General features: G+C 63.5%; 22 protein-coding genes. 15 read left to right on the forward strand and 7 right to left on the reverse strand.

Annotation, left to right across the window (positions count from 1 at the left end; all coding sequences use genetic code 11):
- The first annotated feature begins 25 nt into the window (after positions 1-25).
- The 8 genes from NL532_RS13060 to NL532_RS13095 all read left to right on the forward strand — a co-directional run bounded on the left by NL532_RS13060 (position 26) and on the right by NL532_RS13095 (position 8,037).
- Positions 26-1,087 carry an ABC transporter substrate-binding protein gene (locus NL532_RS13060; protein ID WP_023687931.1) on the forward strand — a complete coding sequence of 354 codons (1,062 nt, stop codon included), beginning with the start codon at positions 26-28 and terminating at the stop codon, positions 1,085-1,087.
- A 66-nt stretch (positions 1,088-1,153) separates the two neighbouring features.
- Positions 1,154-2,023: an ABC transporter permease gene (locus NL532_RS13065; protein ID WP_023702159.1), complete on the forward strand. Its 870-nt coding sequence runs from the start codon at positions 1,154-1,156 to the stop codon at positions 2,021-2,023.
- Entirely contained in the window at positions 2,023-2,811 is a 789-nt protein-coding gene (locus NL532_RS13070) for an ABC transporter permease (protein WP_023687933.1), read from the forward strand. The genes NL532_RS13065 and NL532_RS13070 overlap by 1 nt, the downstream gene beginning before the upstream one ends.
- Positions 2,811-3,878: an ABC transporter ATP-binding protein gene (locus NL532_RS13075; protein ID WP_023829193.1), complete on the forward strand. Its 1,068-nt coding sequence runs from the start codon at positions 2,811-2,813 to the stop codon at positions 3,876-3,878. Before NL532_RS13070 ends, NL532_RS13075 begins: the two co-directional genes overlap by 1 nt.
- A gap of 101 nt (positions 3,879-3,979) precedes the next feature.
- A complete protein-coding gene (locus tag NL532_RS13080; RefSeq protein ID WP_286488123.1) occupies positions 3,980-5,068 on the forward strand; it encodes a Gfo/Idh/MocA family protein in 1,089 nt (362 codons plus the stop codon).
- A gap of 54 nt (positions 5,069-5,122) precedes the next feature.
- A complete protein-coding gene (locus tag NL532_RS13085; RefSeq protein WP_023705643.1) occupies positions 5,123-6,037 on the forward strand; it encodes a sugar phosphate isomerase/epimerase family protein in 915 nt (304 codons plus the stop codon).
- 16 nt (positions 6,038-6,053) lie between these two features.
- The gene (locus NL532_RS13090; protein WP_286488124.1) at positions 6,054-7,148 is read left to right on the forward strand and encodes a fatty acid desaturase family protein; all 1,095 of its coding nucleotides are present in this window, start codon (positions 6,054-6,056) and stop codon (positions 7,146-7,148) included.
- A gap of 85 nt (positions 7,149-7,233) precedes the next feature.
- A complete protein-coding gene (locus tag NL532_RS13095) occupies positions 7,234-8,037 on the forward strand; it encodes a 3-methyl-2-oxobutanoate hydroxymethyltransferase (protein WP_023682254.1) in 804 nt (267 codons plus the stop codon).
- On the opposite strand, the gene NL532_RS13100 is transcribed toward NL532_RS13095, so the two are convergent.
- Both NL532_RS13100 and NL532_RS13105 read right to left on the reverse strand, forming a co-directional pair.
- Positions 8,038-9,546 carry an HAL/PAL/TAL family ammonia-lyase gene (locus tag NL532_RS13100; protein ID WP_023829196.1) on the reverse strand — a complete coding sequence of 503 codons (1,509 nt, stop codon included), beginning with the start codon at positions 9,544-9,546 and terminating at the stop codon, positions 8,038-8,040.
- Positions 9,543-10,544 carry an ornithine cyclodeaminase family protein gene (locus NL532_RS13105; RefSeq protein ID WP_023829197.1) on the reverse strand — a complete coding sequence of 334 codons (1,002 nt, stop codon included), beginning with the start codon at positions 10,542-10,544 and terminating at the stop codon, positions 9,543-9,545. The genes NL532_RS13100 and NL532_RS13105 overlap by 4 nt, the downstream gene beginning before the upstream one ends.
- Before the next feature lie 109 nt (positions 10,545-10,653).
- Between NL532_RS13105 and NL532_RS13110 the strand changes: the two genes are divergently transcribed.
- The 7 genes from NL532_RS13110 to NL532_RS13140 all read left to right on the forward strand — a co-directional run bounded on the left by NL532_RS13110 (position 10,654) and on the right by NL532_RS13140 (position 19,831).
- On the forward strand, positions 10,654-12,087 hold the full coding sequence (locus NL532_RS13110; RefSeq protein ID WP_023829198.1) for a DHA2 family efflux MFS transporter permease subunit: 1,434 nt from the start codon (positions 10,654-10,656) through the stop codon (positions 12,085-12,087).
- Between the two features lie 272 nt (positions 12,088-12,359).
- The gene (locus NL532_RS13115) at positions 12,360-13,346 is read left to right on the forward strand and encodes an ABC transporter permease (RefSeq protein WP_023668176.1); all 987 of its coding nucleotides are present in this window, start codon (positions 12,360-12,362) and stop codon (positions 13,344-13,346) included.
- Between the two features lie 60 nt (positions 13,347-13,406).
- Complete coding sequence (locus tag NL532_RS13120; RefSeq protein WP_023668177.1) at positions 13,407-14,432, forward strand: sugar ABC transporter substrate-binding protein; 1,026 nt, start codon at positions 13,407-13,409, stop codon at positions 14,430-14,432.
- A gap of 80 nt (positions 14,433-14,512) precedes the next feature.
- Positions 14,513-16,636, forward strand: coding sequence for an ABC transporter permease (locus NL532_RS13125; protein ID WP_023829199.1), 2,124 nt, complete (start codon positions 14,513-14,515; stop codon positions 16,634-16,636).
- Entirely contained in the window at positions 16,633-17,682 is a 1,050-nt protein-coding gene (locus tag NL532_RS13130) for an SMP-30/gluconolactonase/LRE family protein (protein WP_023829200.1), read from the forward strand. The genes NL532_RS13125 and NL532_RS13130 overlap by 4 nt, the downstream gene beginning before the upstream one ends.
- On the forward strand, positions 17,682-19,178 hold the full coding sequence (locus NL532_RS13135) for a sugar ABC transporter ATP-binding protein (protein ID WP_023741755.1): 1,497 nt from the start codon (positions 17,682-17,684) through the stop codon (positions 19,176-19,178). Before NL532_RS13130 ends, NL532_RS13135 begins: the two co-directional genes overlap by 1 nt.
- Before the next feature lie 245 nt (positions 19,179-19,423).
- A complete protein-coding gene (locus NL532_RS13140; protein WP_023823204.1) occupies positions 19,424-19,831 on the forward strand; it encodes a carboxymuconolactone decarboxylase family protein in 408 nt (135 codons plus the stop codon).
- Positions 19,832-19,876: 45 nt separating this feature from the next.
- Here NL532_RS13140 and NL532_RS13145 read toward each other — a convergent pair whose 3' ends face one another.
- The 5 genes from NL532_RS13145 to NL532_RS13165 all read right to left on the reverse strand — a co-directional run bounded on the left by NL532_RS13145 (position 19,877) and on the right by NL532_RS13165 (position 25,397).
- On the reverse strand, positions 19,877-20,764 hold the full coding sequence (locus NL532_RS13145; RefSeq protein WP_023829201.1) for an amidohydrolase family protein: 888 nt from the start codon (positions 20,762-20,764) through the stop codon (positions 19,877-19,879).
- Positions 20,764-21,900 carry a vWA domain-containing protein gene (locus tag NL532_RS13150; protein ID WP_023829202.1) on the reverse strand — a complete coding sequence of 379 codons (1,137 nt, stop codon included), beginning with the start codon at positions 21,898-21,900 and terminating at the stop codon, positions 20,764-20,766. The genes NL532_RS13145 and NL532_RS13150 overlap by 1 nt, the downstream gene beginning before the upstream one ends.
- A gap of 234 nt (positions 21,901-22,134) precedes the next feature.
- A complete protein-coding gene (locus NL532_RS13155) occupies positions 22,135-23,016 on the reverse strand; it encodes an AAA family ATPase (RefSeq protein WP_023829203.1) in 882 nt (293 codons plus the stop codon).
- Between the two features lie 7 nt (positions 23,017-23,023).
- Complete coding sequence (locus NL532_RS13160) at positions 23,024-24,028, reverse strand: xanthine dehydrogenase family protein molybdopterin-binding subunit (protein WP_023829204.1); 1,005 nt, start codon at positions 24,026-24,028, stop codon at positions 23,024-23,026.
- 1 nt (position 24,029) lies between these two features.
- A complete protein-coding gene (locus NL532_RS13165) occupies positions 24,030-25,397 on the reverse strand; it encodes a xanthine dehydrogenase family protein molybdopterin-binding subunit (RefSeq protein WP_023829205.1) in 1,368 nt (455 codons plus the stop codon).
- Between the last annotated feature and the right edge of the window lie 7 nt (positions 25,398-25,404).

A 25,404-nucleotide genomic window follows, 5' to 3' on the forward strand; every position in this document is an offset into this window, starting at 1 on the left:
GCGGGCAAACAAGAGAGGAACGAACATGCGCATGCCAAGACTGACTGCCCTGCTGACGGCGACCGCCGTCATCACCTCCGCGCTCACGCTGGCCGCCAGTGCCGCCGAAGTGCATGTGCTCAACTGGAAGGGCTACGGCGCCGACGAGCCGTGGGCGATCGAAGCCTTCGAAAAGGCGACCGGCAACAAGGTCGTCAACGACTTCTTCAATTCCGAACAGGAAATGCTGACCAAGATCCGCACCAATCCGGGCCTCTATGACGTGGTCATGATCAACGCCGCCTTCAACGATCAGGCGATGGCGGAAAAGCTGATCCAGCCGATCGATGTCTCGAAGCTGCCGAACTATGCCGACATCAGCAAGGACAAGGCGCAATCGCCGATGCTCGACCATGACGGCAAGGTCTATGGCGTGCCGTGGGTGTGGGGCCTGACGGCGCTGGCAATCAACGAAAAGTCCTTCGACAAGCCACCGACCTCGATCGCCGAAATGTGGGACCCAGCGCATAAGGGCCGGGTCGTCATTCGCGACGACGCTGTCGAAGCGGTGCAGTTCGGCGCCATCGCCACCGGTCAGAATATCAACGACATCAAGGATATGGAAGCGGTCAAGGCGAAGCTGACCTCGCTGATGCCGCAGATCAAGACGTTCTGGAGCTCGGAGAACGACTGGAACCAGATGGTCGCCTCCAACCAGATCGACATCGGCACCTATTGGAGCGGCTCGGCCGACCGTGCCAAGACGCATTTCAAGCTGCCGGTCTCGCTGGTCGTTCCGCAGGAAGGCGCCGTCGCCTGGCTCGACGCGTTCTCTATTCCCGTGGGCTCGAAGAATGTCGAGGGTGCGCAGGCCTTCATCAACTGGATGATCGATCCGAAATTCTATGTCGAATGGGTCACCAAGGTCGGCGCGCCGGTGTCGGCCAACACCAAGGCGGTGGAAGCGCTGCCTGAAGACTCCTTCAACCGCAAGGTGATGGGCGATCCCGAGGTGGCCAAGCGCATCCAGTTCCAGGCGCCGATCACCGACGCGCAGCGCGAGGCCTATCTGGCGCTGTGGCAGCAGCTCAAAGTCGACGTGAAGTAACGCTCACGTCCGGACCAGCCGGCGGTTGGCGCCGGCTGGCCCTTCAATCCTGGGGAGGAGGGTATCATGGCAGTACAGGGTGCGGTCGCGTCGCGCAGCGGGCTGAGATCGGCCCTGCCGCTGCTGGCGCCGGCCTATCTCTGGCTGACGGTGGCGATCTTCCTGCCGCTCTCGGCCATGGTATTCTTCTCCTTCATGACCGACCTGCCGCTGTCAGGAAAGCCATGGGCGTTCACCCTTGGCAATTACGCCGCCTTCTTCTCGCAGAGCCTGTACCTGACGCTGCTGCTCGCTTCGCTGCGGCTCGGCCTCGAAGTGACTTTGTGGTGCGTCGTCATCGGCTACCCCGCCGCCTATGTGCTGGCCAAGGTGCTGAAGGGGCGCAGCCGCGAGGCGATCTTCCTGCTGGTCATCCTGCCGTTCTGGTCGAACGGGCTGGTGCGCATCTTCTCCTGGGCGATGGTGCTGCGCGAGGGCGGCATCCTCGACACGGCGCTCAACGCCGTGCTGCCGTTCAAGATCAACATCGACCTGATGTATTCCTATCCCGCAATCATCATCGGCCTGGTGCACTCCTACGTGCCCTATATGGTGCTGACCTGCTATCTCACGCTGCAGGCAATCGACGACTCGCTGATCGAGGCCGGGCGCTCGCTCGGCGCCTCGCGGCTGCAGGTGCTGAAGCGGGTGATCATCCCGCTGTCTATGCCCGGCCTGGTGGCAGGTGCGGCACTGATCTTCGTGCCGGTCGTCGGCTCGTTCATGGAGCCGCGCATTCTCGGCGGTCGCACCGGCACCTTCTACGGCACGGTGATCGAAGACCAGTTCGTCGCCGTGTTCAACTGGCCGCTTGGTGCGGCATTGTCGTTCATCCTGCTCGCCGTCGTGCTGGTCATCCTCGCAGTTGCCTCGCCGGTGCTGAAGAGGGCCGCGTGATGAAGACCACCCGCATCCTCCAAGGGCTGGGCCGGTTTTACATCTTCCTGCTGCTCGCCTTCCTCTATCTGCCGATCATCATCATGGCGCTGATGTCGTTCAACGTCTCGCCCTTCTACCAATTGCCGTTCGAATGGACGACGGAATGGTATGCCTCGCTCTGGCAGAACGACCAGCTGATCGCGGCCACCTGGAACAGCCTCGAGATCGCGGTCATCACCACGCTCATCTCAGTGGTGCTTGGCTCGGCCGCTTCGCTAGCGCTGTTCCGCTATGATTTCCGCGGCAAGAAAGTGCTGCAGGCGCTGCTGTTTCCGCCAATCGCCATTCCGTGGCTGATCACCGGCACGGCGATGCTGATCTTCTTCTTCGGCGTCGGCATTGGCCGCGGCCTGTTCGCCATCCTGCTCGGCCATGTGGCGCTGGCGCTGCCCTATGTCATCGTCGTCGTCTCGGCCCGGCTGCAGACTTTTGCACCGGAGCTGGAAGAGGCGGCGCGCTCGCTCGGCGCCAACCAGTGGCAAGTGACGAGGCGTGTGACGCTGCCGTGGATCATGCCCGGCGTCATTGCCGGCGGCTTGTTCGCATTTGCCGTGTCGTTCGACCAGTTCGTCGTCTCCTACTTCCTGGCGACGCCGGGCCAGACGACGCTGCCGGTCGAAATCTACGCCGCGATCCGCAAGGGGTTCACGCCCGAGATCAACGCGGTCTCGACCATCATCATCGTCGTGTCGATGGCGCTGATGCTGCTCACGGCGCGCTTCTTCAAATTCGGCGGAGAGAAATAATGGCCGGCGTGCAGGTATCGAACGTCTCCCGCAGTTTTGGCGCGCACAAGGCGCTGGACGACGTCTCCATCGATTTCGCCGATGGCGGTTTCTATGGGCTGCTTGGCCCCTCGGGCAGCGGCAAGACCACGCTGCTGCGCCAGATCGCCGGCTTCGACTTTCCCGATACTGGCCGCATCACCATTGGCGGTGAGAGTGTGGAACGCGTGCCGGTCGAAAAGCGACGCATCGGCATGATGTTCCAGAACTATGCGCTGTTTCCCAATATGAGCGTCGCCGATAATGTCGCCTTCGGCCTGTCGGTGCGCGGCGAAACGAAAGCGACGATCGCCACTGAAGTGCAGCGCGCGCTCGATCTCGTCCAACTCGGCAAGCTCGGCGAGCGCCGCCCGCACCAGCTCTCCGGTGGCCAACGCCAGCGTGTGGCGCTGGCACGCGCCATCGTCACCAAGCCGCGCGTGCTGCTGCTCGACGAGCCGCTCGGCGCGCTCGACAAGGCGCTGCGCGTCGACATGCAGATCGAGCTGAAGCGCATCCAGCGCGAGATCGGCATCACCACCATCTTCGTCACCCACGACCAGGAAGAGGCGCTGACGATGAGCGACCGCATCGGCATCCTGCGCGATGGCAGGCTCGTGCAGGAGGGGCCGCCGGAGGAGATCTATGACCGACCGAAGAGCGAGTTCGCCGCCACCTTCCTTGGCGACGCAAACATTTTTCGTGGCGATGCGACCGGCGACGGCATCCGCCTGCCTGACGGCACGGCGATCGTTGCCGGCGTAGGCGACAGGCTTGCCGCCGGCGCGAAGGCGAGCTGCGCGGTGCGACCCGAACGCATTCGTATCGCCACCGCTGCCGGGGTTGCGGATGCGGCCAATGCCAACGCGCTGAAGGGCCAGGTCTCCCAGCGCATCTTCGCCGGCAACAACAGCACCTATTTCGTCGAGCGCGCCGGCCAGACGCTGAAGGTCATCGTCCAGAATACCGGCAATGACCGGCTGGCCGAGGGCCAGGATGTGGTGCTCAGCTGGTCGCCGGAAAGCACCGTGCTGATTGCCGCAAACTAGTTCGCACCGTCACCCCGTCATGGTTCTGATGGGAATTGATGGAGCGGACCTTGGCTGATCGACGGGCCATGGCGTTATATCCGTCCTCCAGGGAGGAATGGATGGCAGGCCAGGGTTTCGAGCCGGATGTAAGGGTTCGCACCAGCGAATACCGGATCGGCTGCATCGGCGCCGGCATGATCATGGCCGAATGCCATCTTGCCGCCTATGCGCAGGCCGGTTTCCCAGTCGTCTCCATCGCTTCGCGCACCAAGGCCAGCGCCGAGAAGGTAGCTGCACGCTGGAGCATTCCGACCATCCACGACACACCGGAACAGCTGATCGAGGATTCCGAGGTCGAGATCGTCGACCTTGCCTTTCCACCCGACCAGCAGCCGGCGCTGATCCGCCATGCGCTGAAGCAGCCCCACATCAAGGCGATCCTGGCGCAGAAGCCACTGGCGCTGTCGGTCGATGAAGCCGTGAAGCTGCGCGACGAGGCAGCCAAGTCCGGCAAGATACTCTCGGTCAATCAGAACATGCGCTACGACCAATCGATGCGCGTCTTGAAGCAGATCATCGACAGCGGCGCACTCGGGGACATCGTCTTTGCGCAGATCGACATGCATGCCATCCCGCACTGGCAGACTTTTCTTCAGGACTACGACCGGCTGACGCTCGCCAATATGAGCGTGCATCATCTCGACGTGCTGCGCTTCCTGTTCGGCGATCCCTCGGAAATCACCACGCTGACACGCAAGGACCCGCGCACGACATTCGAACATACCGACGGCATCACCGTCTCGACGCTGCGCTTTCCCTCCGGCGTGCTCGCCGTGTCGCTGGAGGATGTCTGGTCCGGCCCACGTCAGGAGGGCTATCTGGACGACCAGCACATCAACTGGCGCGTCGACGGCACCAACGGTGTCGCCAAAGGCACGATCGGCTGGCCGAAAGGCGTGGCCTCGACGCTGACCTATGCCTCGACCGAGACGACGGATGGCAAGTGGGTCAGCCCGAGCTGGGACACGATGTGGTTCCCGCATGCCTTCATCGGCGTGATGGAGCAATTGCAGCATGCGGTAAAGACAGGCGCGCCGCCGGCATTATCGGTTGCCGACAACGTCAAGACGATGGCGCTGGTCGAGGCCGGCTACCGCTCGATGGCGCAAGGCCGCACCGTCAAGCTGTCCGAGATATCGATCGACTGAACATGCCGCCGAATAGCGTGGCGGCTGAATCGCTTACCGGGAGGAGTTCACATCATGATGCAGGCAGGTATCTTCACCGGCTATTTCCCCTATGAGCTCGCGGAGGCCGCCCGCCGCATCCGTGCACTCGGCTTCAACACAGTGCAGCTCGACATGCATTTCAGGGATGTCGATCTCACGGCCGGGCAGATCACCGGGGACAAGGCGAGGACAGTGCGCGACACGTTTCGCGACCACAATCTGCCGGTCTGCTGCATCTCGGGCTACACCAACATCATCCATCCCGACAAATCCGAGCGCGAGAAGCGCGTCGGCTATCTCAAGGAAATCATCCGCAATGCGCGCGACTTCGGCTCGCCCTACGTGATCTCGGAGACCGGCACCTACAACACCGAATCCGACTGGGTGCATCATCCCAAAAACAAGACCGAGGAAGGCTTCGAGGAATGCCGCAAGGTGATCTCGGATCTTGCCCAGACGGCTTATGACCATGGCGCGGTGTTCCTGCTCGAAACCTATGTCAACAATGTCGTCGGTTCGGTCGAGGAGACGGTCAAAATGTTCGCGCAGGTCGACCATCCGGGCCTCGGCCTGCTGATGGATCCGACCAATTATTTCGAGGCGCACAATATCGACCGCATGGACCAGGTGCTGAACCAGGTGTTCGACACGCTGGCCGACAAGATCCGCATCGCGCACGCCAAGGACGTCAAGCGCTCAGGCAGCGACAAGACCGAGAAGCATGCCGATATCGGCGACGCGGACGCGCATGAGGGGCTGACCTTCCGCGGCGTCGGCGAGATCGAGCTGCCGGCGCCCGGGCTGGGATCGCTGAATTACGATCTCTATCTGCAGCGGCTCAGTGAGAAGCACCCGAACATCCCTGTCATCATCGAGCATCTGACCGAGGACGACGTGCCGCGGGCGAAAACATTCCTCGACGGGAAGTTCCGCGCCAACGGGCTTTGAGGTAGGCGAGACGGTGATGGCGACGGCGGCCAAGACAAAGCGCGATTACGGCCTGGTCGGCGAAAGCACCCGCCGGGCGATCGAGACCGGGCTGGCCTCGGCCGAGTGGTATCACACCGACGTGCCGCGCAAGGCAATGAAGGAAATGATGCAGCGCTCCGACGGGTCGGCGATCCGCGATACCATCATCTGGATCGCAGCCATCCTGGGCTCGGCCGCCGGCATCGTGTGGTTCTGGGGCACGTGGTGGGTGGTGCCGTTCCTGCTCGTCTATGGCGTGCTCTATGGATCGTCGAGCGATTCGCGCTGGCACGAATGCGGCCATGGCACCGCCTTCCGCACACGCTGGATGAACGATGCGATCTACGAAATCGCCAGCTTCATGGTGGTGCGCAATCCGGTGCAATGGCGCTGGAGCCATGCGCGGCATCACACCGACACGATCATCGTCGGCCGTGACGCCGAGATCGCGGTAATGCGGCCGCCAAATCTGGTCAAGGCGGCGCTTGCCTTCACCGGCATTCTCGATTTCCGTTATTCGCTGCCGATCCTGGCGCGCCAGGCGTTGGGCAAGCTGTCGGACGACGAAAAGAGCTACATTCCTGAGACCGAACAGGGCAAGGCCATCACGGCGGCGCGCTGGCATGTCGCCGTGTACGTTGCGACGATCGCCCTCGCGATCGCGCTGGGTTCATGGCTGCCGCTGGTGCTGATCGGCCTGCCGCGTTTTTATGGCAGCTGGCACATGGTTCTGACCGGCCTGCTGCAGCATATCGGGTTGGCCGACAATGTCGTCGACCACCGGCTGAACACGCGCACCGTCTACATGAACCCGGTCAGCCGCTTCATCTACTGGAACATGAATTACCACGTCGAGCATCACATGTTTCCGATGGTGCCCTACCATGCGCTGCCGAGGCTGCACGAGCTGGTCAAGCACGACCTGCCGGCGGCGAACCCGTCCATGTGGCATGCCTATCGCGAGGTCTGGCCGGTGCTGCTGAAGCAGCTGCGGTACGAGGATTATTTCCTCAAGCGCGAATTGCCGCCGACGGCGCGGCCCTATCGCGGTGAATTTCACGAGCTCGATATGTCGGCGGCGGCCGAGTAGCGAATAAACCACCCGCCTTCTATCCGGCCTGTTACGGGGCCGGTAAGGTGACCGGGAAAAGCAACCAGCCAACAGGGACATCCCGATGAGCCGAAAGAGACCGACCGTCGCCGATCTGCGCGCCATGAAGGGCAAGCGCCAGCTGACCATGCTGCGCGTCCTGACCATGGACGAGGCCGAGGCTGCCGAGCGGGCAGGGGTCGATATCGTCTCGGTGCCGCCCGAGCTGGTGCTCAACCCTGAGTATCGCGATGCGGCGCCCAGCCTGTTCACCATGCCGGGCGAGAATTTTTATGAGATCGGCACGGCGGACGATTTCCTGCGCTGGGCGTTCCGGCTCTACAAGGCCGGCGCCGACGCCGTTTATTGCAGCGCCGGTTTCGCCACCGTGAAGCGGCTCGCCGACGACGCGATCCCCGTCATCGGCCATGTCGGCCTCATCCCGTCCCGCGCCACCTGGACCGGCGGCTTCAAGGCCGTCGGCAAGACCGCCGACACCGCCATGCAGATTTTTGAGGCGGTCAAGCAGTATGAGGCCGTTGGAGCTCTCGGCGCCGAGATCGAAGTGGTGCCGATCGAGGTGGCGAAGGCGATCTCGGAACGGACCTCGCTGATCATGCTGTCGATGGGTGCGGGCACCGGCTGCGACGCGCAATATCTGTTTGCCGACGATATTCTTGGCCAGAACCGGGGCCACATGCCGCGCCATTCCAAGGTCTACCGCAACTTCGCCGCCGAGTACGATCGTCTGCAGGCGGAACGCGTCGCGGCGTTTTCCGAGTACGTTGCCGACGTCGATAGCGGCGCCTATCCGGAAGACAGGCATGTCGTGCGCATGGATCCGGCCGAGCTCAGCCTGTTCATGAAACGGGTGGACGCAAAGGGCTAACTACTCGGCCTCCTTGCCGATCATCGCTGCACCTTGCCATGTTCCGTCAGCGAGCATGGCATGGAGCACCTCGGCATCCGTTCCCAGCGGCCGGTCCTCCCTGAGCATCGCTACATGCGCGCGCACCGCGGTATGGACCGCTGCTGTGCCGGGCGCCAGCTTGAGACCGTCGCGCAGGTCCACGGCCTGTGCGGCGGCCATCAGTTCGAAGGCGATCAGCCGTCGCCACAGCGCGATCATCCCGGCGCATTTCGACACGGCAAGCGGCGTCTGCGTGGCGTGGTCCTCTACGCCTTCGGACACGGCCAGGAAATCCAGCATCACCGGATTGGCCTTGTGGCGGATGCCGGCCAGGATTGCCGTTGCGGTCTTTTGCAGCGGCACGAAACCGGCCGAGGCGCCGCCGACCGGTGACAAATATTTTGGCAGGCCGTTGCGGCCGGAGCCGGTCAGCTGGATCAGGCGGGCAGCACTTGCGGCGGCGCATTGCGCGATCGCCAGGCCGAGCGTCTCGAAGGCAAGCGCCAGCGATGCGGTGTGGAAATTGCCGGTCGACAGAACCAGCCCGTCATCGCCCAGCACCAGCGGATTGTCGGCGGCGGCATTGAGTTCGATCTCCAGCGCCAGCCGCGCCTGATCGATCGCCTGGATCAATGCACCATGGATCGACGGCATGCAGCGGATCGACAACGGGTCCTGCAAGGTGGTCGGCGCCGGCTCCTCGTCACGGGCAAGCAGGTCGCGCAGGCCCTTGGCCGCGAGTTGCTGGCAGGCTGCCGACCGCGCCAGATGCAGGCGCGGATCGAGGATGGTGCGGTTGGCGCCAAACCCTTCCATGGTCAGCGCGCCGGCCTGCTGCTGTTGCGCAAAGGCCGACAGCGCGTCGGCCAGTACCAACGCGCCAGTGCCGGCTGATACCGCCGAGGCGTTGATCAGCGACAGGCCGTCTTTCGGCGCCAGGCTGATCGGAGCCAACCGCGCCATCATCAACGCCTTGGCCGCCGGCATGCGCCGACCCTGATAGTCAGCTTCGCCGTCGCCGGTCAGCAGACGGGCGAGCGCCGCCATCAGCACGAGATCGCCGGCGCCGATCGAGCCCAACTGCGGCATTACCGGATGCACGCCTGCATTGAGCGCATCGACAAGGGCGGTGAAAGCCGCCGGCGAAATGCCGGAGCCGCCGACTGCCAGCATCGCTGCGCGCGCAAGCATGGTCGCCCGCACCGCCTCTTGGGGCAACGGTTCGCCGACAGCGCCGCTTCGCCCTTCCAGCAACTGGCGCTGGAAGGCGCTGGCATCGCCCTCGACCGATGTGCCGAGATTGGCGCCGAGCCCGGTGTTGAGCCCATAGATTTGCTGACCGGACGCGGCGACCTGATCGAGCACTTTTCGCGCTTTGTCGAGCCTCTCGATGACTGTCGGTTCAACCTCGACCTTGCGGCCGCCGCGGGCGACCTGCGCAACGTCCTCGACGCTGACGCCGGCGCCGGTGAGGACGAGCGCGCTCATGCGAAGCGCAGCCTCTGGCCGATGCCTTTATCAGCAGCCTTGGCCAGCATCGCCTTGCCCAGCGCAATGTCGGACAGCGACAGGCCGCGATGCCAGAACAGGATCGTCTCGTCGTCGCTCTGGCGTCCCGGCTTGAGACCGGCAGCGATCTGGCCGAGCTCGGCGTGCAGCGTCGCTTCGCCCAGCCGCCCGGTCTCGACATGGGCGCGCAGCGAGCCGAACTTGCCGCCTTTGCACTGGCCCCAGTCGTCGACGACCATTTTCTGCATGATGTCGGTCAATGACAGCTCCACCGCGCTCATCGTACCATAGGGCACGACCAGCGCACCGGGCTTGATCCATTCGGTCTTGAGCAGCGGCTGCGGCTCCGGCAGCCGCGAGGCCTCGACGACGATGTCGGCGCCCTTGACGCAGCTCTCCCAGTCGGCAACCGCGGTAACTTTCTTGCCGAGATCGGCCGAGAGTTTGGCAGCGAAGCCGTCGCGGCTTTTCGGGCGGCGCGAATGAACGCGGATCTCGTCGAAGTCGAAGAGATGGTCGAGCAGGCGGACATTCCAATAGGCGGTGCCACGTGCGCCGATATGGGCCAGCACCTTGGAGTTCTTGCGCGCCAGATGTTTGGCGCCGATAGCGGTGACGGCGCCGGTGCGCATGTCGGTGATGACGGTGGCGTCGAGAATGGCGCGCGGCGTGCCGGTGCGCGGATCGAACAGGTTTAGAATGCCAAATTCTGAAGGGAGCCCGTGCAGATAATTGTCGACATAGTCGCCGACGATTTTCACGCCCGCCGTATCGAGCGGCGCAACGTAGCCGCGCAGAACGTTGAAATGGCCATGGAAGGAAGGGTCGGGTTCAAGATGGACGCGCGGCTCGATCACCGTCTGGCCATTGCCTTGCGCGATAAGCCCGGCTTCGACAGCGGCAATGATTTCGCCGTCGGTCATCTCCAGGGCTTCGATATCTAGGGCATTGAGGTAGTCGATATAGATAGGCTTCATGCAATGTCCTTGGCCGCCCGCCCATCCATAACAGGCTGCGAGCCGACACGGAAGTTTGTTGGATAAGCTCTGGACGGGGCCAGCCATATGCTGTTCAACGCGGTTCGCTATGACTGCCGTTCCCGACACCGAGGCCTCCGCCGCAACCGCCAGCAATGCGCGGCGCGTGGCGTTGATCGTTGCCATCGCGTTTTTCATGCAGCTGCTGGATTCGACGATCATCTCGACCTCGCTGCCGCAGATGGGACAATCCTTCGGCGTGACGGCGGTGGCGATGAGCATCGGCATCACCGCCTACATGCTGACCATGGCGGTGTTCGTGCCGCTGTCGGGCTGGCTTGCCGACCGCTTCGGCGCGCGCAACATCTTCCTGCTGGCGATTGTGCTGTTCACGCTGGCCTCGCTGGCCTGCGGCTTCTCGCAAAATCTGCCTCAGTTCGTTGCCGCCCGTGTCGTGCAAGGCCTGGGCAGCGCGCTGATGACGCCGGTCGGGCGCATTCTGGTGCTGCGCAATGCGTCGAAGTCGGAGCTGCTCAACGCCACGGCGCTGATCACCTGGCCGGCGTTGTTTGCGCCCGTGGTCGGGCCGGTGCTTGGCGGCTTCATCACAACCTATCTCTCCTGGCACTGGAATTTCTTCATCAACATCCCGCTTGGGCTGGTCGGGCTGGCGCTGGTCGCGCGCTTCATTCCGGGCGACCGCGCGGCCGATCCCAAGCCGCTGGATTGGCCGGGGTTTTTCCTCACGTCGCTGGGGCTCGCGCTGCTGCTCTACGGCCTTGAGCGCATCGCACATCCGGAAGACGGCGCCTTGCCCGCCGTGCTGCTGGTTGCCGCCGGCATCGTCATCGGCTGGCTGGCGGTGCGGCATCTCCGGCGCGCGCCGCATCCGCTGCTCGATCTCAGCGCGTTCAGGGTGCAGACCTTCGCCATCTCTACGCTTGCCGCCGGCACCATTTTTCGCGTGGCGATCAACGCCACGCCGTTCCTTTTGCCGCTGCTGTTTCAGGTCGGCTTTGGCCTTTCGCCGGTCGATGCCGGCTTGATGATCCTGGCCTATTTCCTCGGCAATCTCGGCATGAAGACGGTGACGACGCCGACGCTGCGGCGCTTTGGTTTTCGCACGGTCATGGTCGTCAACGGCCTGATCGCCTCGGCCTCGATCATGGCCTGCGCGGCGATCTCGCCGGAGACGCCGCAGGCGCTGGTGGTAGCGCTGATGCTGATCGCCGGCCTGACGCGCTCGATGCAGTTCACAGCGCTGAATACTCTGGCCTTCGCCGATATCGATGCGGCGCAGCGCAGCTCGGCGGCAACTTTGTCGTCCATGCTGCAGCAGATGTCGATGCTGTTCGGCGTAGCGGTGGCGGCTGCCATTCTGAACCTGTCGCAGATCGTCAGGCACCGGCCGGCGCTCGACCTCGTCGATTTTCGCATCGCCTTCCTGGTCATCGGCGCCATCGGGCTGGCGGCGGCGTTGCGGTTCCTCGTGCTGCCGCCCGGTGCAGGCGCCGAAGTTTCAGGCCACACGTCCAGGACCTGAATTCGCAATTTTCGCCGCTCAGGCGGCAATTAATTCCGCCTTGTGCTTTCGCCTCAGAACGGCACCTTCGCGCATACGCGCAATGGTGCAACCAAATGCCAAAAGCGCAGCCTTTTCCTAGGATTGCGCCAGTTCTAGCAATCGGTGCGTCCACTGGAAGATTATCACTGCCAACGGGTGTTCCGAGCGCGGATTCATTTGACGAAGCGGCGCCGAGCCGATTAGCTTTCTTCGGAAGGGGTGGCAGAGCTGCCATCGGGGCGAATGCAGACATGAACACGATTGGCTGGCCAAATGTCAGGAGCCTGAATCAGGAAGGCATTGTCTTTGCCATCGCCGTGGTGCTGTTCGTCGCCGCTGCCATTGGGCTGCCTGGTTTCATCGCTGCCAACAATCTCGTTGCCATCGTCCGCTCGGTGTCGGTGCTGGGCATTTTGGCGCTCGGCATGGCGGTCGTCATAATCGGCAGGGGCATCGACCTGTCGGCGGTGGCGATCATGGCGATGTCGGTCGCCTGGTATCTACAATTGCTCAACGCCGGAACGCCTGATGGGCTCGCCTTCGCCTATGTGCTGGCAGGCGTGCTCGCCATCGGCCTGCTCAACGGTTTTCTCGTCGCTTATGCCGACGTGCCGGCGATCTTCGTGACGCTGGCGACCGGCTCCTTCGTCTTCGGCTATGTCCGCTCGCAACTGATCACACAGGATGCGGTGCCGGTGCCTCAGGGCCATTGGGTGGAGTTGCTCGGCGGCCTGCGTTTCCTCGACATTCCGATCGAAGTGTTCGTCTTCGCCGGGCTCGCCTTCCTGTTCTTCCTGTTCCTGCGCTACACCAAATGGGGCCGCTACATCTATTTCGCCGGCGACAATCCGGTCGCCGCGCGCAACATCGGCATTCCGGTGCGGCCAATGCTGGTGCTGCGTTATGTGGTTTCGGCCTTCGTCGCGCTGATCGCCGGCCTGCTGACGGCGTCGAGCCTGCACTCGATCAACACCCGCGTCGTCAACTCGACGCTGCTCTATGACATCGTGCTGGTGGCGGTGATCGGCGGCATCGGCCTGTCCGGCGGGCGGGGCGGAGTGCGCAATGTGCTGGTGGGCGCTGCACTGATCGGCATCCTGTCGAACGCGATGACCATCATCGACATTCCGCTGCTCTATCAAAACCTGATCAAGGCGGCGATCCTGCTCGGAGCCATCATCGTCGACGGCATCATCAATCCGCGTGACGAACAGACCGCGCAGCAGGGCGACATCTAAGGGGTACCCGACCGGGTCATGCCGACCGGCCGGCAATAAGTGAAAAACAGAGGATGTGACATGAAACTGATCAGAACACTGATGGCGGCCGCCACGGCGCTTGCCGCTACCGCCTTCGTCGCGCCGACCTTCGCCGCCGACGATCCGGGCCCGGCCGCATACGCGCAGGCGCTCAAGGGCAAGCGCGTCATGCTGGTGCCGCTGGCGATGGGCTTCGACCTTGCGCAGGGCTGGTCGCACTATCTGAAGACGGAAGTCGAGGCCTGGGGCGGCACCTTCGAAACACGCGATCCGAACTGGGTCGTCGATGCCGGTGCACAGGCGATCACCGACGCGATCTCGTCCGACACAAGGCCGGACGTGTTGATCATCCATGCGCCGGACCTCAACTCCTATTCCAAGCTGATGAAGAAGGCACAGGCCGCCGGAACCTACGTCATACTGGTCGACAACCCCGCCAACTTCCCGGCCGACGCCTTTGTCGGCAGCGACTGGGACCGGCTTGGCCAGCTCGAAGCCGAAGCGGCGATCAAGGGCTGCGGCGAGAACTCGTCGAAGAAGATCGGCCTTGTGCAGGGTGATCAGGCCAACTCGTCCAGTCTCTACCAGTATGCCGGCATCATGAAGGTGCTGGAGAAGCACCCCGACTTCAAAGTCGTGGCCAAGCCCGACTCCAACTGGGATCCGACGACGTCGCGCAACGTGACGACGACAATGCTGCAGCAGAACCCCGACATCTGCTCGATCATCGACTTCTGGGATGGTGACGCCACCGGCGCATCCGCCGCCATCCGCGACGCCAAGCTCGACGGCAAGGTCTTTTTGGTCACCACCGGCGGCGGCGAGAAGGCGGCCGATTGCGACAAATTGCAGGACGGAACTTACGGCGCCGTGGTGATGACCGATCTGGCTCGCCAGTCCGGCGACATGAACGCTATCATCAAGTTCCTGCTGCAGAGCGGCCAGCCGGCCGGCACGTCGCACACCTACATCTACACACTGGAGAAGGCTACGACCAAGGCCGACCTCAAGCCCGACAGCTGCTGGGACCTGAAGGCGCTGCAGGCCGAAGCGGCGGCGAAGTAAGCCGCGCTTTTTTCGACTGAAACAAACGAGGTGACTGGACAATCCGGTCACCTCGTTCCCTCATGGAATAGCAGCCGCCGATGTCCTTTCGCGAACGCCTCCAGTCCTGGCGCTACAATCTCGTGCCCGACCATCTGGTCGGCGAGATCCTGACAAAACGCTGGACCGACAACGCCATTCCGTTCCTGGCGCTGGTGGCGACGCTCAGCGTGTTCGGCTCGATCATTCCCGGCTTCTTCAAGCTGACCTCGCTGCAGGAATCGACCCGCCAGCTCGGCGAGTTCTCGATGGTAGTCACCGGCATGACGGTGGTGATGCTGGGCGGCGGCATCGACCTGTCCGTCGGCTCGATCTTCGCGCTGTCCTGTTTCTCCGCCGTCTATGTCTTCTTCATTCTCGAACAGTCTATCTGGCTGGCGCTGGCGGCATCGCTCGCCACCGGCCTGATCTTCGGCGCCGTCAACGGCTACCTCGTCGGCTACCTCAGGCTGCGCGCCTTCCTCACCACCCTGGTGACGTTCATCTTCGGCCGGGCGCTGTTCGATATTCTCGTCACCACCTACGCCGCCGACGTGCAGCTTTCCCAGGCGACATCGGATGTGCTCGACTTCATCGGCGACAGCACCTTCTGGGGGCTTTCGGTCTCGGTGTGGCTGGCGATCATTCTTGCCATCGTCACCCATATCGCGCTGACGCGCTCACGGCCGGGCTGGCATGTGCTGGCGGTCGGCGGCTCCAGGCGCTCGGCGCACAATGCCGGCATTCGCGTGCGCCGCACCGTGTTCATGACCTATGTCTTTTCCGGCTTCTGCGCCTCGATCGGCGGCTTCCTCATCGCTTGCCGCCTGAGTGGGGCAGGGCCGGGCACCGGCCTCAACCTGGAGATCATGGCTCTGACGGCGGCGGTGGTTGGCGGCGTCAGCCTGGGTGGTGGCCGCGGCTCGGTCATCAAGGGGCTGATGGGCGCCATCATCGTGCTGACCATGACCAACGGGCTGATCCGGCTGGGCTATGGCACCGGCACCAACCAGATGGTGCTGGGCATCATGCTGGCGGTGGCGGTGACGATCGACATCCGCTGGCTGAAGAACCGCCATAAGGTGCTCAACGAAGTCTATGTCGCGCCGGTCTATCTCAAGATGGGCGAGACACAGTCTGCGGTGCCGGGCTCAGGCACGCCCTACGCGCTCGACAACCGGCTGTCGGCGGCCGACCATATCGGGCTCGGCGAGTTGGAAGGGCCGGAAGACGTCATCCTCGACCGCGACGATCACCTCTATTGCGGCACGCGCCATGGCGAGATCGTCCGCTTCTTCGCGCCGGATTACGTTAAGTCGGAGGTGTTTGCCCATATCGGTGGTTTTCCGCTAGGCCTGGCCTTCGACAAATCGGGCAATCTGATCAGCTGCGTCGGCGCCATGGGGCTCTATTCCGTCTCACCGGATCGGGAAGTGAAGCGCTTGTCGGCCGAGACGTCACGCTCCTGGACCTCGATCGTAGACGATGCGCGGCTGCGCGACCCCAATGATTGCGACATCGCGCCGGACGGGCGCATCTATTTCACTGACTCCACCAAGCGCTATGACGCGCACGATTGGGCGCTGGACTCGATCGAGAACCGCGCCACCGGCCGGCTGCTGGTCTATGACCCGAAGGACGGTTCGACGAAGACACTGCTCGACGGCTACCGCTACACCAATGGCGTGTGCATGGCGCATGACGGCAAGTCGCTGTTCTTCGCTGAGAGCTGGGCCTGCCGCGTGCATCGCTACTGGCTGGAAGGGCCGAAGGCGGGCGCCGCCGAATGCGTCATCCGCGACATGCCGGGCTATCCCGACAACATCAACCGCGCCTCCGACGGCAATTACTGGATGGCATGGCTCGGCATGCGCACGCCGAGCTTCGACCTGTCGCTGCGCCATCCCGATATGCGCAAGCGCATGACGCGCCGGCTGCCGCAGGACGAGTGGCTGTTCCCCAACATCAACACCGGCGGCGTGGTGAAATTCAACGACAAGGGCGGCATTGTCGAGGCGATGGGCGACCTCACCGGCGGCGCGCATCCGATGGTCACCTCGATGCGCGAGCACAAGGGTTTCCTGTTCGTCGGCGGCATCCTTAACAACCGCATCGGCCGCTACAAGATTGCGGTCGCCGACCCGAACTGGACCAGTTCCGCTTCTTATTGGGGAGCGAAGCCATGATCCTCGATCCTGTGCTCGACCTGTTTCGTGGCAAGGCGGTGACCATCCCACCGCTCGACGGTGCCTTCCGTCCCAACACGCGGCTGGACGAGGCGCCAGTGTTCGCCGATTTGACGGAGCCCGACAATCTTCTGGTTGCCGATGGCCGGCTGCTCGTTTCCAGCGGCAATGCGGTATATTCGCTTGCCGCAGGGGTGGAGCCGAAGGTTGTCGGGACCTTTCCTTCCCCCATCACGGCGCTGGCTCTATCACTGTCGGGCGAACTGACGGTGGGGTTGGAAAGCGGCAAGCTGCTGGTTGCCGGCAAGGAGGTTTCGCTGCCGGCCGGCGTCAGCTGCATCACCGCGCTTGCCTATGCAGACGACGGCACGTTGTGGCTGGCCAATGGCTCGGCTGAGCACACGCCGTCGCAATGGGCCGCCGACCTGATGAAGAAGGGCGCGTCCGGTTCGCTTTGGAGGCGGGACGCGGCCGCCGCCGAGTTCCGCAAAGTGGCCGGCGATATCGCCTTTCCCTTTGGGCTGCATCCCATTGGGCGGGATGTGCTGGTCAGCGAAAGCTGGCGCCATCAGCTCGTTCGCTTCGATGGTGCGACCGGTAGCCGCTCGACCGTGCTGACGCATCTGCCCGGCTATCCCGCGCGCCTCGCGCCGGCCGGCGATGGCGGCGCGTGGCTGGCTCTGTTCGCGCCACGCAACCGGCTGATCGAATTCGTTCTCCAGGAAACCCACTATCGGCGCGACATGCTAGACCAGGTGGCGCCGGCCTACTGGATCGCGCCGGCTTTGGCCTCCAATCGCAGCTTCCTCGAACCGCTGCAATGCGGCGGCATCCGCACCATGGGCATCCACAAGCCCTGGTCGCCGAGCCGCTCCTATGGGCTGGTGGTCAGGCTCGATCAGAACATGCAGCCGCAATTCAGCCTGCACAGCCGCGCCGACGGCACGCGCCATGGCATCTGCAGCGTGGCGGAAACGGACGGCCGCCTGTTCATCGCCTCCAGGGGCGGCGATTGCGTGCTGGCCATCGACGCAGGAGGTCTCTGATGGAACCGATCGTGCGCCTGGAAAATGTCACCAAGAACTATCGCGGCGTGCCCGCGGTCAGACAAGTCAGCTTCGAACTGCGCAAGGGCGAAATCCACGCGCTGCTCGGCGAGAACGGCGCCGGCAAATCCACGCTGACCAAGATCATCGCCGGCGTCGTCGACGCCACCTCAGGCAAGATGTTCCACAAAGGCCGCGAGATCGCTTATGCGTCGCCGCATGCGGCGCTCGAGGCCGGCATCGCCATGGTGTTCCAGGAGACCAGCCTGGTGCCGTCGATGACGGTGGCGCAAAACCTCTATCTCGGCACCGAAAAATTCCTCAACCGGCTGCGCGGCACCTACATTTCGGCGCAGCAGTTTTTGCAGTCGCTGAACTTTCCGGTCGACCCCAACGCCATGGTGGCGACGCTGGGCGCGGCCAAGCGTCAGATGGTCGAGATCGCGCGCGCCGTTCACCACAATGCCGAGATCATCATCTTCGACGAGCCGACGGCGACGCTGACGCCGGAGGAGAAGCGGCACTTCTTCGCGCTGATCCGGCGGCTGAAGGCGAACGGCGTCTCGATCGTCTTCATCAGCCATGCATTGGAAGAGGCGCTGATGATCGCCGACCGCATCACAATCCTGCGCGATGGCGAGCTGGTCATAACCGACGACACATCGGCCTTCGATCGCGACAAGATCGTCGCCGCCATGGTCGGGCGTACACTGTCGGGACAGATCTATCGCCAGCGCGACGAGGCCAGGCTGCGCAAGGCCGGCAAGAAGGTGCTGTCGGTGCAGGACATTTCGATGAGCAATGTCGTGCGCAACACCTCCTTCTCGATCTTCGAGGGACAGATCACCGGCGTGTTCGGGCTGATCGGCTCCGGCCGCACCGAGACCTTCAAGATCGTCTCCGGCATCTACAAGCGCGATTTTTTGCGCGGTGGCGCGATTGAACTCGACGACAGGCCGGTGCGCTATCTCGTGCCCAGTGAGGCGGTCGCCGACGGCATCGTCTATGTTACCGAGGACCGCAAGAGCGAGGGCATTTTCGAGACGATGGGCATCGCCGAGAACCTGTTCGGCGGGCTGCTGGCGGCGGGCCGCGAAAAGGCCTGGGTGATCAACCAGCAGGAGATGCGCACGCTTTCCGCTGAATGGACGAAGACGCTGAACATCAAGGCGATCAACGACAATGCCCGCGTGGTCGAGCTTTCCGGCGGCAACCAGCAAAAGGTGGTGATCGGCAAGGGGCTGGTGCAGCAGCCGCGTATCGTGATCTTCGACGAGCCGACGCGCGGCGTCGATGTCGGCGCCATCGCCGAGATCCACCAGATCATCAACCGGCTGGCCGACGAGGGGTTGGCGGTGGTGGTGATCTCGTCCTACCTGCCGGAAATCATGAACCTGTCGGATCGGATTCTGGTGTGCCGACAGGGGCGCATCGTGGAGGAGTTCTCGCCGGCGGAGGCGACGGAGGAGAAGATCATGTATGCGGCGGTTCATTAGGTTTCTGGTCGGTGTTTGAGGGTGCGCATACGTCGCCAATTGGCGAAGGCCTCAGCGCCTTCGTCATCCTCGGGTCTCCGCGACGGCGCTTCGCGCCTGCTTCGCACGTGAATGAAGCTGAGATGCTTCGGCCAATCGCCATGGTTCTGTCAGCATCAAAAACTGAATCGGAATAGCCGGTTAGCCGCCCTTGCTCGAGACCTGATTCAACCACCTGATCCACCGATTCAACGAAAGGAAACGCCATGGCCGCCACAAAACTCCTCAGCGATGCTGAGGTCGAAAAAATCCCGGTTGCGAAGGCTGTGTTCGATGACATCCGCGCGACGCGCAAATCGGATTTCGTCAACAATTTCTGGCGTGGGCTCGCCAACGATCCGGCCTTGCTGAAACGGACATGGGAACAGGTGAAGGTGGTGATGGCCACGGAGAGCGCCATCGACCCGCTGACCAAGGAAATGATCTATATCGCGGTGTCGACCGCCAATGGCTGCTCCTACTGCGTCCACTCGCATACGGCAGCTGCCCGCGCCAAAGGCATGACCGATGCGCAGCATGGCGAGATGGTGTCGATCATCGGGCTGGCCGGGCAGACCAACCATCTGGTGACGGCGATGCAGATTCCGGTCGATCCTGAGTTTGAAGTGAAGTGAGGGGCGGCTTTCCCTTCTCCCCTGTGGGAGAAGGGAAAGCGTGCGCTATGCCGGTCTGTAAACCTTCTCTGCTGTATTCCAAAAGATATCCGCTTCCGCCACCGGACCGTGCTTCGCCACGGCTGCACGATGCGCCTTGATCAGTTCGGCGTGGCTGGTCCAGAGCTTCTCTATCGGGAAGTTGGAGCCGAACATCAGGTGGTCAGCGCCCAGAATGTCGATGGCATTGTCGACGATGTAGGCAATCAACGCCGGATCGTTGCGGTGGGCGAAGGTGCCGAGGCCCGACAGCTTGGCGTAGAAGTTCGGCGCTGTTGATAGAGTACTCAGCCCGGCTTTCCAGGCCTCGGTGGTTTCCGGCTCCATGCCGGTCAGCATGCCGGCATGGGTGAGGATGAAGTTGATCTGCGGGTTCTCGCCGACCAGCGTCAGCCCGTCCTTCATTTGGGCAGGGAAAAGCTGCAGGTCGAAGGACAGGCCATAGTCTTTAAGCCGCGCGACATTGGCCCGCACCTTGGGGTCGATGACCTGATCGGCCGAGGCAGCGAAGCGGAAGGCCGGCGTCTCGTGCCAATGCAGCTGCATGCGCACGCCGCGCAGCAGCGGGTACTTTTTCAATCGATCGATCTGGGGCCGGACATCGTCGACAGTCATGTCGGAATAGCCGACGATAGCGTGCGGCCAGCCGGTCTCGTCGGCAGTCTTCTGCAGGAAGGCAACTTCTTTTTCGAAATCCTCCTTGGCCCAGTTGGTCTGGACATAGACGGCCTTCTCGACACCTGCGCCTTGCTGATCGGCGAGAAATTCCTCGATCGGATAGTCGCGGCGGATCGGTTCGTAGGGGCCGAAAATGCGCGGCACCATCGGCCCGACCAGCCATGGCTGGTCCTGCTGGCGCCAGATGTGGAAATGCGCGTCGATGGCTTTCTGCATCACGATACCCTTTTCCAGATTGCCGACGCCGCCGGGGCGGGGCGGGCGAGCGACAGGACGAAATCGGTGAGGCTCCCGAGCGACGAGCCGTCGATGAGATCGTCGAGATCGGGCAGGATGGCGCGGAGTGCTGCCGTGGCGGGAAGGAAACGCGGGTCACCGGCCAGCGGTGTGGCCAGCGACAGGCGAAAGGCGCGGGCGCTCAGCCGGCGCATTGCGGTCTCGAGATCGGCATGGTCGCCGCGCTCCAGCGCGTCCGACAGGATGATCACAGCGGCACCGCGGGCGAAAGCTGAGAAACGTGGCACCGAGAGGAAGGCGAGCAAGGTCGGTCCCATGCGCGTGCCGCCGTCCCAGTCGTCGACGAGTGCCGCCGCGCGGGCGAGAGCCTGGTCGCGATCGCGGATACGCAGTGCGGACGTGATGCGGGTGAGCCGCGTGCCGAAGGTGAAGATTTCGGCACGGTCAGCACCTTGTACGGCGGCGTGCGCCAGTTTGAGGTAGTCCGCCGTGTGCAGCTTCATCGAGCCGGAGACGTCGATCAGGATCAGCAGTTTGCGCGCCACCGTCTGGCGGCGGCGCAGCTGCGGCGAGGGGATATCGCCATCGCCGCTGACGATTTCCCTGAGCGAGCGGCGCAGATCGAGCTTGCCGCGCGAATGGGTGCGCACGGTGCGGAATGAGCGGCGCGCGGGGAGGGCTGAAGCGAGCTTGCGTCGGAAGGGCCCAAGGCCATCGTCGTCGCGGAGGAAGTCGCGGCTGCTGAGCTGTTCGATTGCCGACGACAGCTCGCCGCCTTTCTCCTGGCGCATGGTCTCGCTCTCCTTCTCGCGCGTGCCGCCGTCGTCCTTGATGCGGGTCTCCTCGTCTTCCTCGCCTTCGATGGAAGGTTGGCCATCGCCATGGAAGTGATTGCGAAAATGCGCCTCGAATTCGCCGCGGCGATCGGGCGGGGGGGCAAGCGTTGCGAGCGCCGCCTCGCGGATGTCGGCCATCGAGCGGGGGCCGAGCAGGGTGACCGCCTGCATGAAGCTGCAGACCTGCTCGGGGGCGACGGCAAAGGCGTGGCGGCGCAGCAGCCGGGCGAAGTGGAGGAAGGGCGCGGAGGCGAGAGGAAGGGTTCCCTGACGCATCATTCCTTCGCGCCCCCCTCTGTCCTGCCGGACATCTCCCCCACAAGGGGGGAGATCAGCAGCTTTGGCGCTTCGGTTCTTTCTGCGCCGCTGGAGATTGGCGAAAGCCAGGATGACGGCTGATCTCCCCCTTGTGGGGGAGATGTCCGGCAGGACAGAGGGGGGCGCTGTCCCGCCAGCGTTGCAGAGTGCCCAGGTGAGGCCACCTCGCTATGAACGAGCTGTTGACCTCACACGTCACCCCAGCGCCTCCTCGACAATCTGGCCAAGCTCCGGCGCGATTGCGGACAAATCCTCCTCGTCCTTGATAAGCACACCGATGGCTCGGCGGAAGGCTTGCGGCCATGGGCTGCCGCCTTTCTCCAGTATGGTGGCGGCGTTGGCCCATTCGACGGCCTCGGAGATGCCGGGCGGCTTGGCCAGTGGCCGCGCGCGGATCGACTGCACGGCATTCGCCACGGCGCGCGCGGTGGTCTCGGCGACATTGCCGGCGCGCAGCATGATGATGGCGGCTTCGCGCTCGGCGTCGGGATAGCCGATCCAGTGATAGACGCAACGCCGACGCAGCGCCTCCGCCAGTTCGCGGGTTCGGTTCGAGGTCAGGATGACGATCGGCTGCGCCTCGGCGCGGACCGTGCCGCGCTCAGGGATGCTGATTTGGAAATCGGAAAGGAATTCGAGAAGCAGCGCTTCGAATTCGTGGTCGGAGCGGTCGATCTCGTCGACCAGCAGCACGCGCTGCTCCGGCGCCCGCAGCACCTGCAGCAATGGCCGCGCGATCAGAAAGCGGTCGTCGTAGATGTCGATCTCATGCTCGCCGGCATGGCGGATGGCGAGCAGCTGGCGCTGGTAGTTCCATTCGTAGAGCGCGTGTGCTGCGTCGATGCCTTCATAGCATTGCAGCCGCACCAGATCTCGGCCGAGGAGCTGTGCGACCGCCTTGGCAGCTTCGGTCTTGCCGACGCCGGGCGCGCCTTCCAGCAGCAGCGGCTTGCCGAGCCGTATCGCCAGGAAGATGGCGGTGGCCAGGCTGTCGTCGGCGAGGTAGCGCGAAGCAGCGAGATGCTGTGCCACTGCCTCCGGCGAGGTCGCGACAGTCACGGCATTCGGCTCCTGCATGTCGTCCTCAGTTCGCCGCTTGCGCCTTCAGCGCGCGCAATATGCGCTCCGGTGTGATCGGCAGCGTGTCGATGCGCACGCCGACGGCGTCGAAGACGGCATTGGCAACCGCGGGGATCTGCGGGTTCGCGCACATTTCGCCTGGTCCTTTGGCACCGTAAGGACCATCCGCCGACGGCCGCTCCAGCACGATGATCTCGGTTTGGGCGAGATCGCCCGGTCCCGGCATCAGATACTGGTTGAAGTCGGTGCCGCCTTGGTCGCGGTTGGGATAATAGGGCTCGGTCGTTTCGTAGAGCGCGTGGCTGATGCCCATCCAGGAACCGCCGACCAGTTGCTGCTCGACCATTTTCGGGTTCAGCGCGCGGCCGATCTCAAAGACGTTCTTCACGGTCAGCACCGTAACCTCGCCCGTCTCGTCATCGACCTCGACTTCGGCCACCGTGCAGGCATGGGCGTAGCAGGTCGACGGCTTCATCGCGCCGGTCTCTTTCTCCGGATAGGAGCGCGGGATCAGGAACATGCCGCGCCCGGATATCGAGCGCCCGCGCTTGAAATGCGCCGACAAGGCGACATCGAAGATCGAGATCGACTTTTGCGGCGCGCCCTTGACCAGAATATTGCCCTGGCCGTCAGTCTCAAGGTCGGAAGCGTTGACCTCCAGCTCTTCCGCCGCCACTTCCAACATCACCTGGCGCGCTTCCTTGGCCGCCTGGATGACGGCATTGCCGGCGCGGTGGGTGCCGCGCGAGGCGAAGGTACCCATGCAGTGCGGACCGGTGTCGGTGTCGGCGGTGTCGATGGTAACCCGGTCCGTCGGCACGCCGATGGTCTCGGCGCAGATCTGCGCCATGATCTGCTTCAAGCCCTGACCGAGATCGACGCTGGAAAGCGTCACCATGAAATTGCCGGTCGGCGTCGAATGCACCAGCGCCTGCGTCGGGTCGCCGCCAAGGTTCATGCCCGTCGGATAGTTGATCGCGGCGACGCCGCGTCCGCGCCTTAGCGCCATCTCAAGCTCCCTTCTTGTAGGAGGACATCGCCATATACTTCTCCGCCACAGGCCAGTTGGAGGCGCGCGACGCCTCCTGCATGCACTCGATCAGCGCCGCTCCTTCGGTCGGCTGGCGATGCGCCTTCATGTCGCCATCGCGATAGGCGTTGATGAAGCGGAATTCGAGCGGGTCCATGCCGATCAGCCGCGCCAGCTTGTCCATCTGCACCTCAAGCGCGAAGTCGCCGATGGTGACGCCGAAGCCGCGCATGGCGGAGGAGGGGGTGCGGTTGGTGTAGACGCAATAAGTGTCGATCCAGACATTGGGAATGGTGTAGGGGCCGGGATAGTGCGCCGCTCCCTTCTGCGCGCCATAAGGCGAATGGCGCGAATAGGCGCCGGCATCGGTATAGCCGGTCACCTTGCGAGCCACGATGCGGCCATCGTTCATCACGCCGTCCTTGATGATTATCTTTTCAGCGGCGCGCGGCGAGGAGATCTGCATCTCCTCTTCGCGGCTGTAGATGAAAGAGACGGGACGTCCTGTCAGCTTGGCGCCAAGAATGGCGATCGGCTCGACGATGACGTCGACCTTGCCGCCAAAGCCGCCGCCGACAGTGCCGCCGACGAAATGCAGTTTTGAGCCGGGCATCTGCAGGATGATCGAGGCGTTGTCGAGGGTGAAGAACATCGCCTGGGTGTTGGTGTAGCAGGTGAAGCGATCATTGCCTTCGGGCACCACGACGCAACCGGTGGTCTCGGTCGGCGCATGCTCGATCGGCGAGGATTGATAACTCTGTTCCAGGATGTGGTCGGCGCCGGCGAAGCCCGCCTCGACATCGCCGAAGCGCACCTTGCGGCATTCGCCGCTGTCATAGAGATAATAGTTCTGGCCGTGATATTCATTGACCAAAGGCGCGCCGGGCTTCAGCGCTTCTTCCATGTCGAAGACGGCCGGCAGCACCTCATAACCGACCTTGACCTTGGCTGCCGCTTCCTGAGCCGCGCGCTCGGTCTCGGCCAGCACCGCCACCACCGCCTCGCCCTTCCAGCGTACCTTGCCGTCGGCCAGCACCGGCTCGTCTTCCGGTCCGACCTGGATCAGGATCAGGATGGTGTAGACATTGTGCGGCACATCCTTGGCGGTGAGGATTTTCACCACGCCGGGATGCTTCTCCGCTTCGGAAGTGTCGATCGAACGGATGCGGGCATGGTGGTGCGGACTGCGCACCATTTTCAGGTGAAGCATATTCGGGACGTTGCGGTCGGCGAAATAGGCGGTCTTGCCCGTCACATGTCCCGGCGAATCCAGCCGCGGCCGCCCATGGCCGATCTCGTGCAGGCCGTCCTTGCGCTGATCGGCGAAATAGTTTTTGCGCAGTTCCATTCTTTTG

The organism is Mesorhizobium sp. C120A, assembly GCF_030323105.1.
Classification (GTDB): domain Bacteria; phylum Pseudomonadota; class Alphaproteobacteria; order Rhizobiales; family Rhizobiaceae; genus Mesorhizobium.

What these genes read in the sequence shown, in the direction of transcription:
- NL532_RS13140 (WP_023823204.1), top strand. Translation starts at nt 19,424, where the DNA reads ATGGCCGCCACAAAACTCCTCAGCGATGCTGAGGTCGAAAAAATCCCG.
- NL532_RS13080 (WP_286488123.1), top strand. Translation starts at nt 3,980, where the DNA reads ATGGCAGGCCAGGGTTTCGAGCCGGATGTAAGGGTTCGCACCAGCGAA.
- NL532_RS13155 (WP_023829203.1), bottom strand. Translation starts at nt 23,016, where the DNA reads ATGCAGGAGCCGAATGCCGTGACTGTCGCGACCTCGCCGGAGGCAGTG.
- NL532_RS13115 (WP_023668176.1), top strand. Translation starts at nt 12,360, where the DNA reads ATGAACACGATTGGCTGGCCAAATGTCAGGAGCCTGAATCAGGAAGGC.
- NL532_RS13105 (WP_023829197.1), bottom strand. Translation starts at nt 10,544, where the DNA reads ATGAAGCCTATCTATATCGACTACCTCAATGCCCTAGATATCGAAGCC.
- NL532_RS13145 (WP_023829201.1), bottom strand. Translation starts at nt 20,764, where the DNA reads ATGCAGAAAGCCATCGACGCGCATTTCCACATCTGGCGCCAGCAGGAC.
- NL532_RS13160 (WP_023829204.1), bottom strand. Translation starts at nt 24,028, where the DNA reads ATGGCGCTAAGGCGCGGACGCGGCGTCGCCGCGATCAACTATCCGACG.
- NL532_RS13085 (WP_023705643.1), top strand. Translation starts at nt 5,123, where the DNA reads ATGATGCAGGCAGGTATCTTCACCGGCTATTTCCCCTATGAGCTCGCG.
- NL532_RS13065 (WP_023702159.1), top strand. Translation starts at nt 1,154, where the DNA reads ATGGCAGTACAGGGTGCGGTCGCGTCGCGCAGCGGGCTGAGATCGGCC.
- NL532_RS13070 (WP_023687933.1), top strand. Translation starts at nt 2,023, where the DNA reads ATGAAGACCACCCGCATCCTCCAAGGGCTGGGCCGGTTTTACATCTTC.
- NL532_RS13090 (WP_286488124.1), top strand. Translation starts at nt 6,054, where the DNA reads ATGGCGACGGCGGCCAAGACAAAGCGCGATTACGGCCTGGTCGGCGAA.
- NL532_RS13120 (WP_023668177.1), top strand. Translation starts at nt 13,407, where the DNA reads ATGAAACTGATCAGAACACTGATGGCGGCCGCCACGGCGCTTGCCGCT.
- NL532_RS13110 (WP_023829198.1), top strand. Translation starts at nt 10,654, where the DNA reads ATGACTGCCGTTCCCGACACCGAGGCCTCCGCCGCAACCGCCAGCAAT.
- NL532_RS13100 (WP_023829196.1), bottom strand. Translation starts at nt 9,546, where the DNA reads ATGAGCGCGCTCGTCCTCACCGGCGCCGGCGTCAGCGTCGAGGACGTT.
- NL532_RS13165 (WP_023829205.1), bottom strand. Translation starts at nt 25,397, where the DNA reads ATGGAACTGCGCAAAAACTATTTCGCCGATCAGCGCAAGGACGGCCTG.
- NL532_RS13135 (WP_023741755.1), top strand. Translation starts at nt 17,682, where the DNA reads ATGGAACCGATCGTGCGCCTGGAAAATGTCACCAAGAACTATCGCGGC.
- NL532_RS13075 (WP_023829193.1), top strand. Translation starts at nt 2,811, where the DNA reads ATGGCCGGCGTGCAGGTATCGAACGTCTCCCGCAGTTTTGGCGCGCAC.
- NL532_RS13150 (WP_023829202.1), bottom strand. Translation starts at nt 21,900, where the DNA reads ATGATGCGTCAGGGAACCCTTCCTCTCGCCTCCGCGCCCTTCCTCCAC.
- NL532_RS13095 (WP_023682254.1), top strand. Translation starts at nt 7,234, where the DNA reads ATGAGCCGAAAGAGACCGACCGTCGCCGATCTGCGCGCCATGAAGGGC.
- NL532_RS13125 (WP_023829199.1), top strand. Translation starts at nt 14,513, where the DNA reads ATGTCCTTTCGCGAACGCCTCCAGTCCTGGCGCTACAATCTCGTGCCC.
- NL532_RS13060 (WP_023687931.1), top strand. Translation starts at nt 26, where the DNA reads ATGCGCATGCCAAGACTGACTGCCCTGCTGACGGCGACCGCCGTCATC.
- NL532_RS13130 (WP_023829200.1), top strand. Translation starts at nt 16,633, where the DNA reads ATGATCCTCGATCCTGTGCTCGACCTGTTTCGTGGCAAGGCGGTGACC.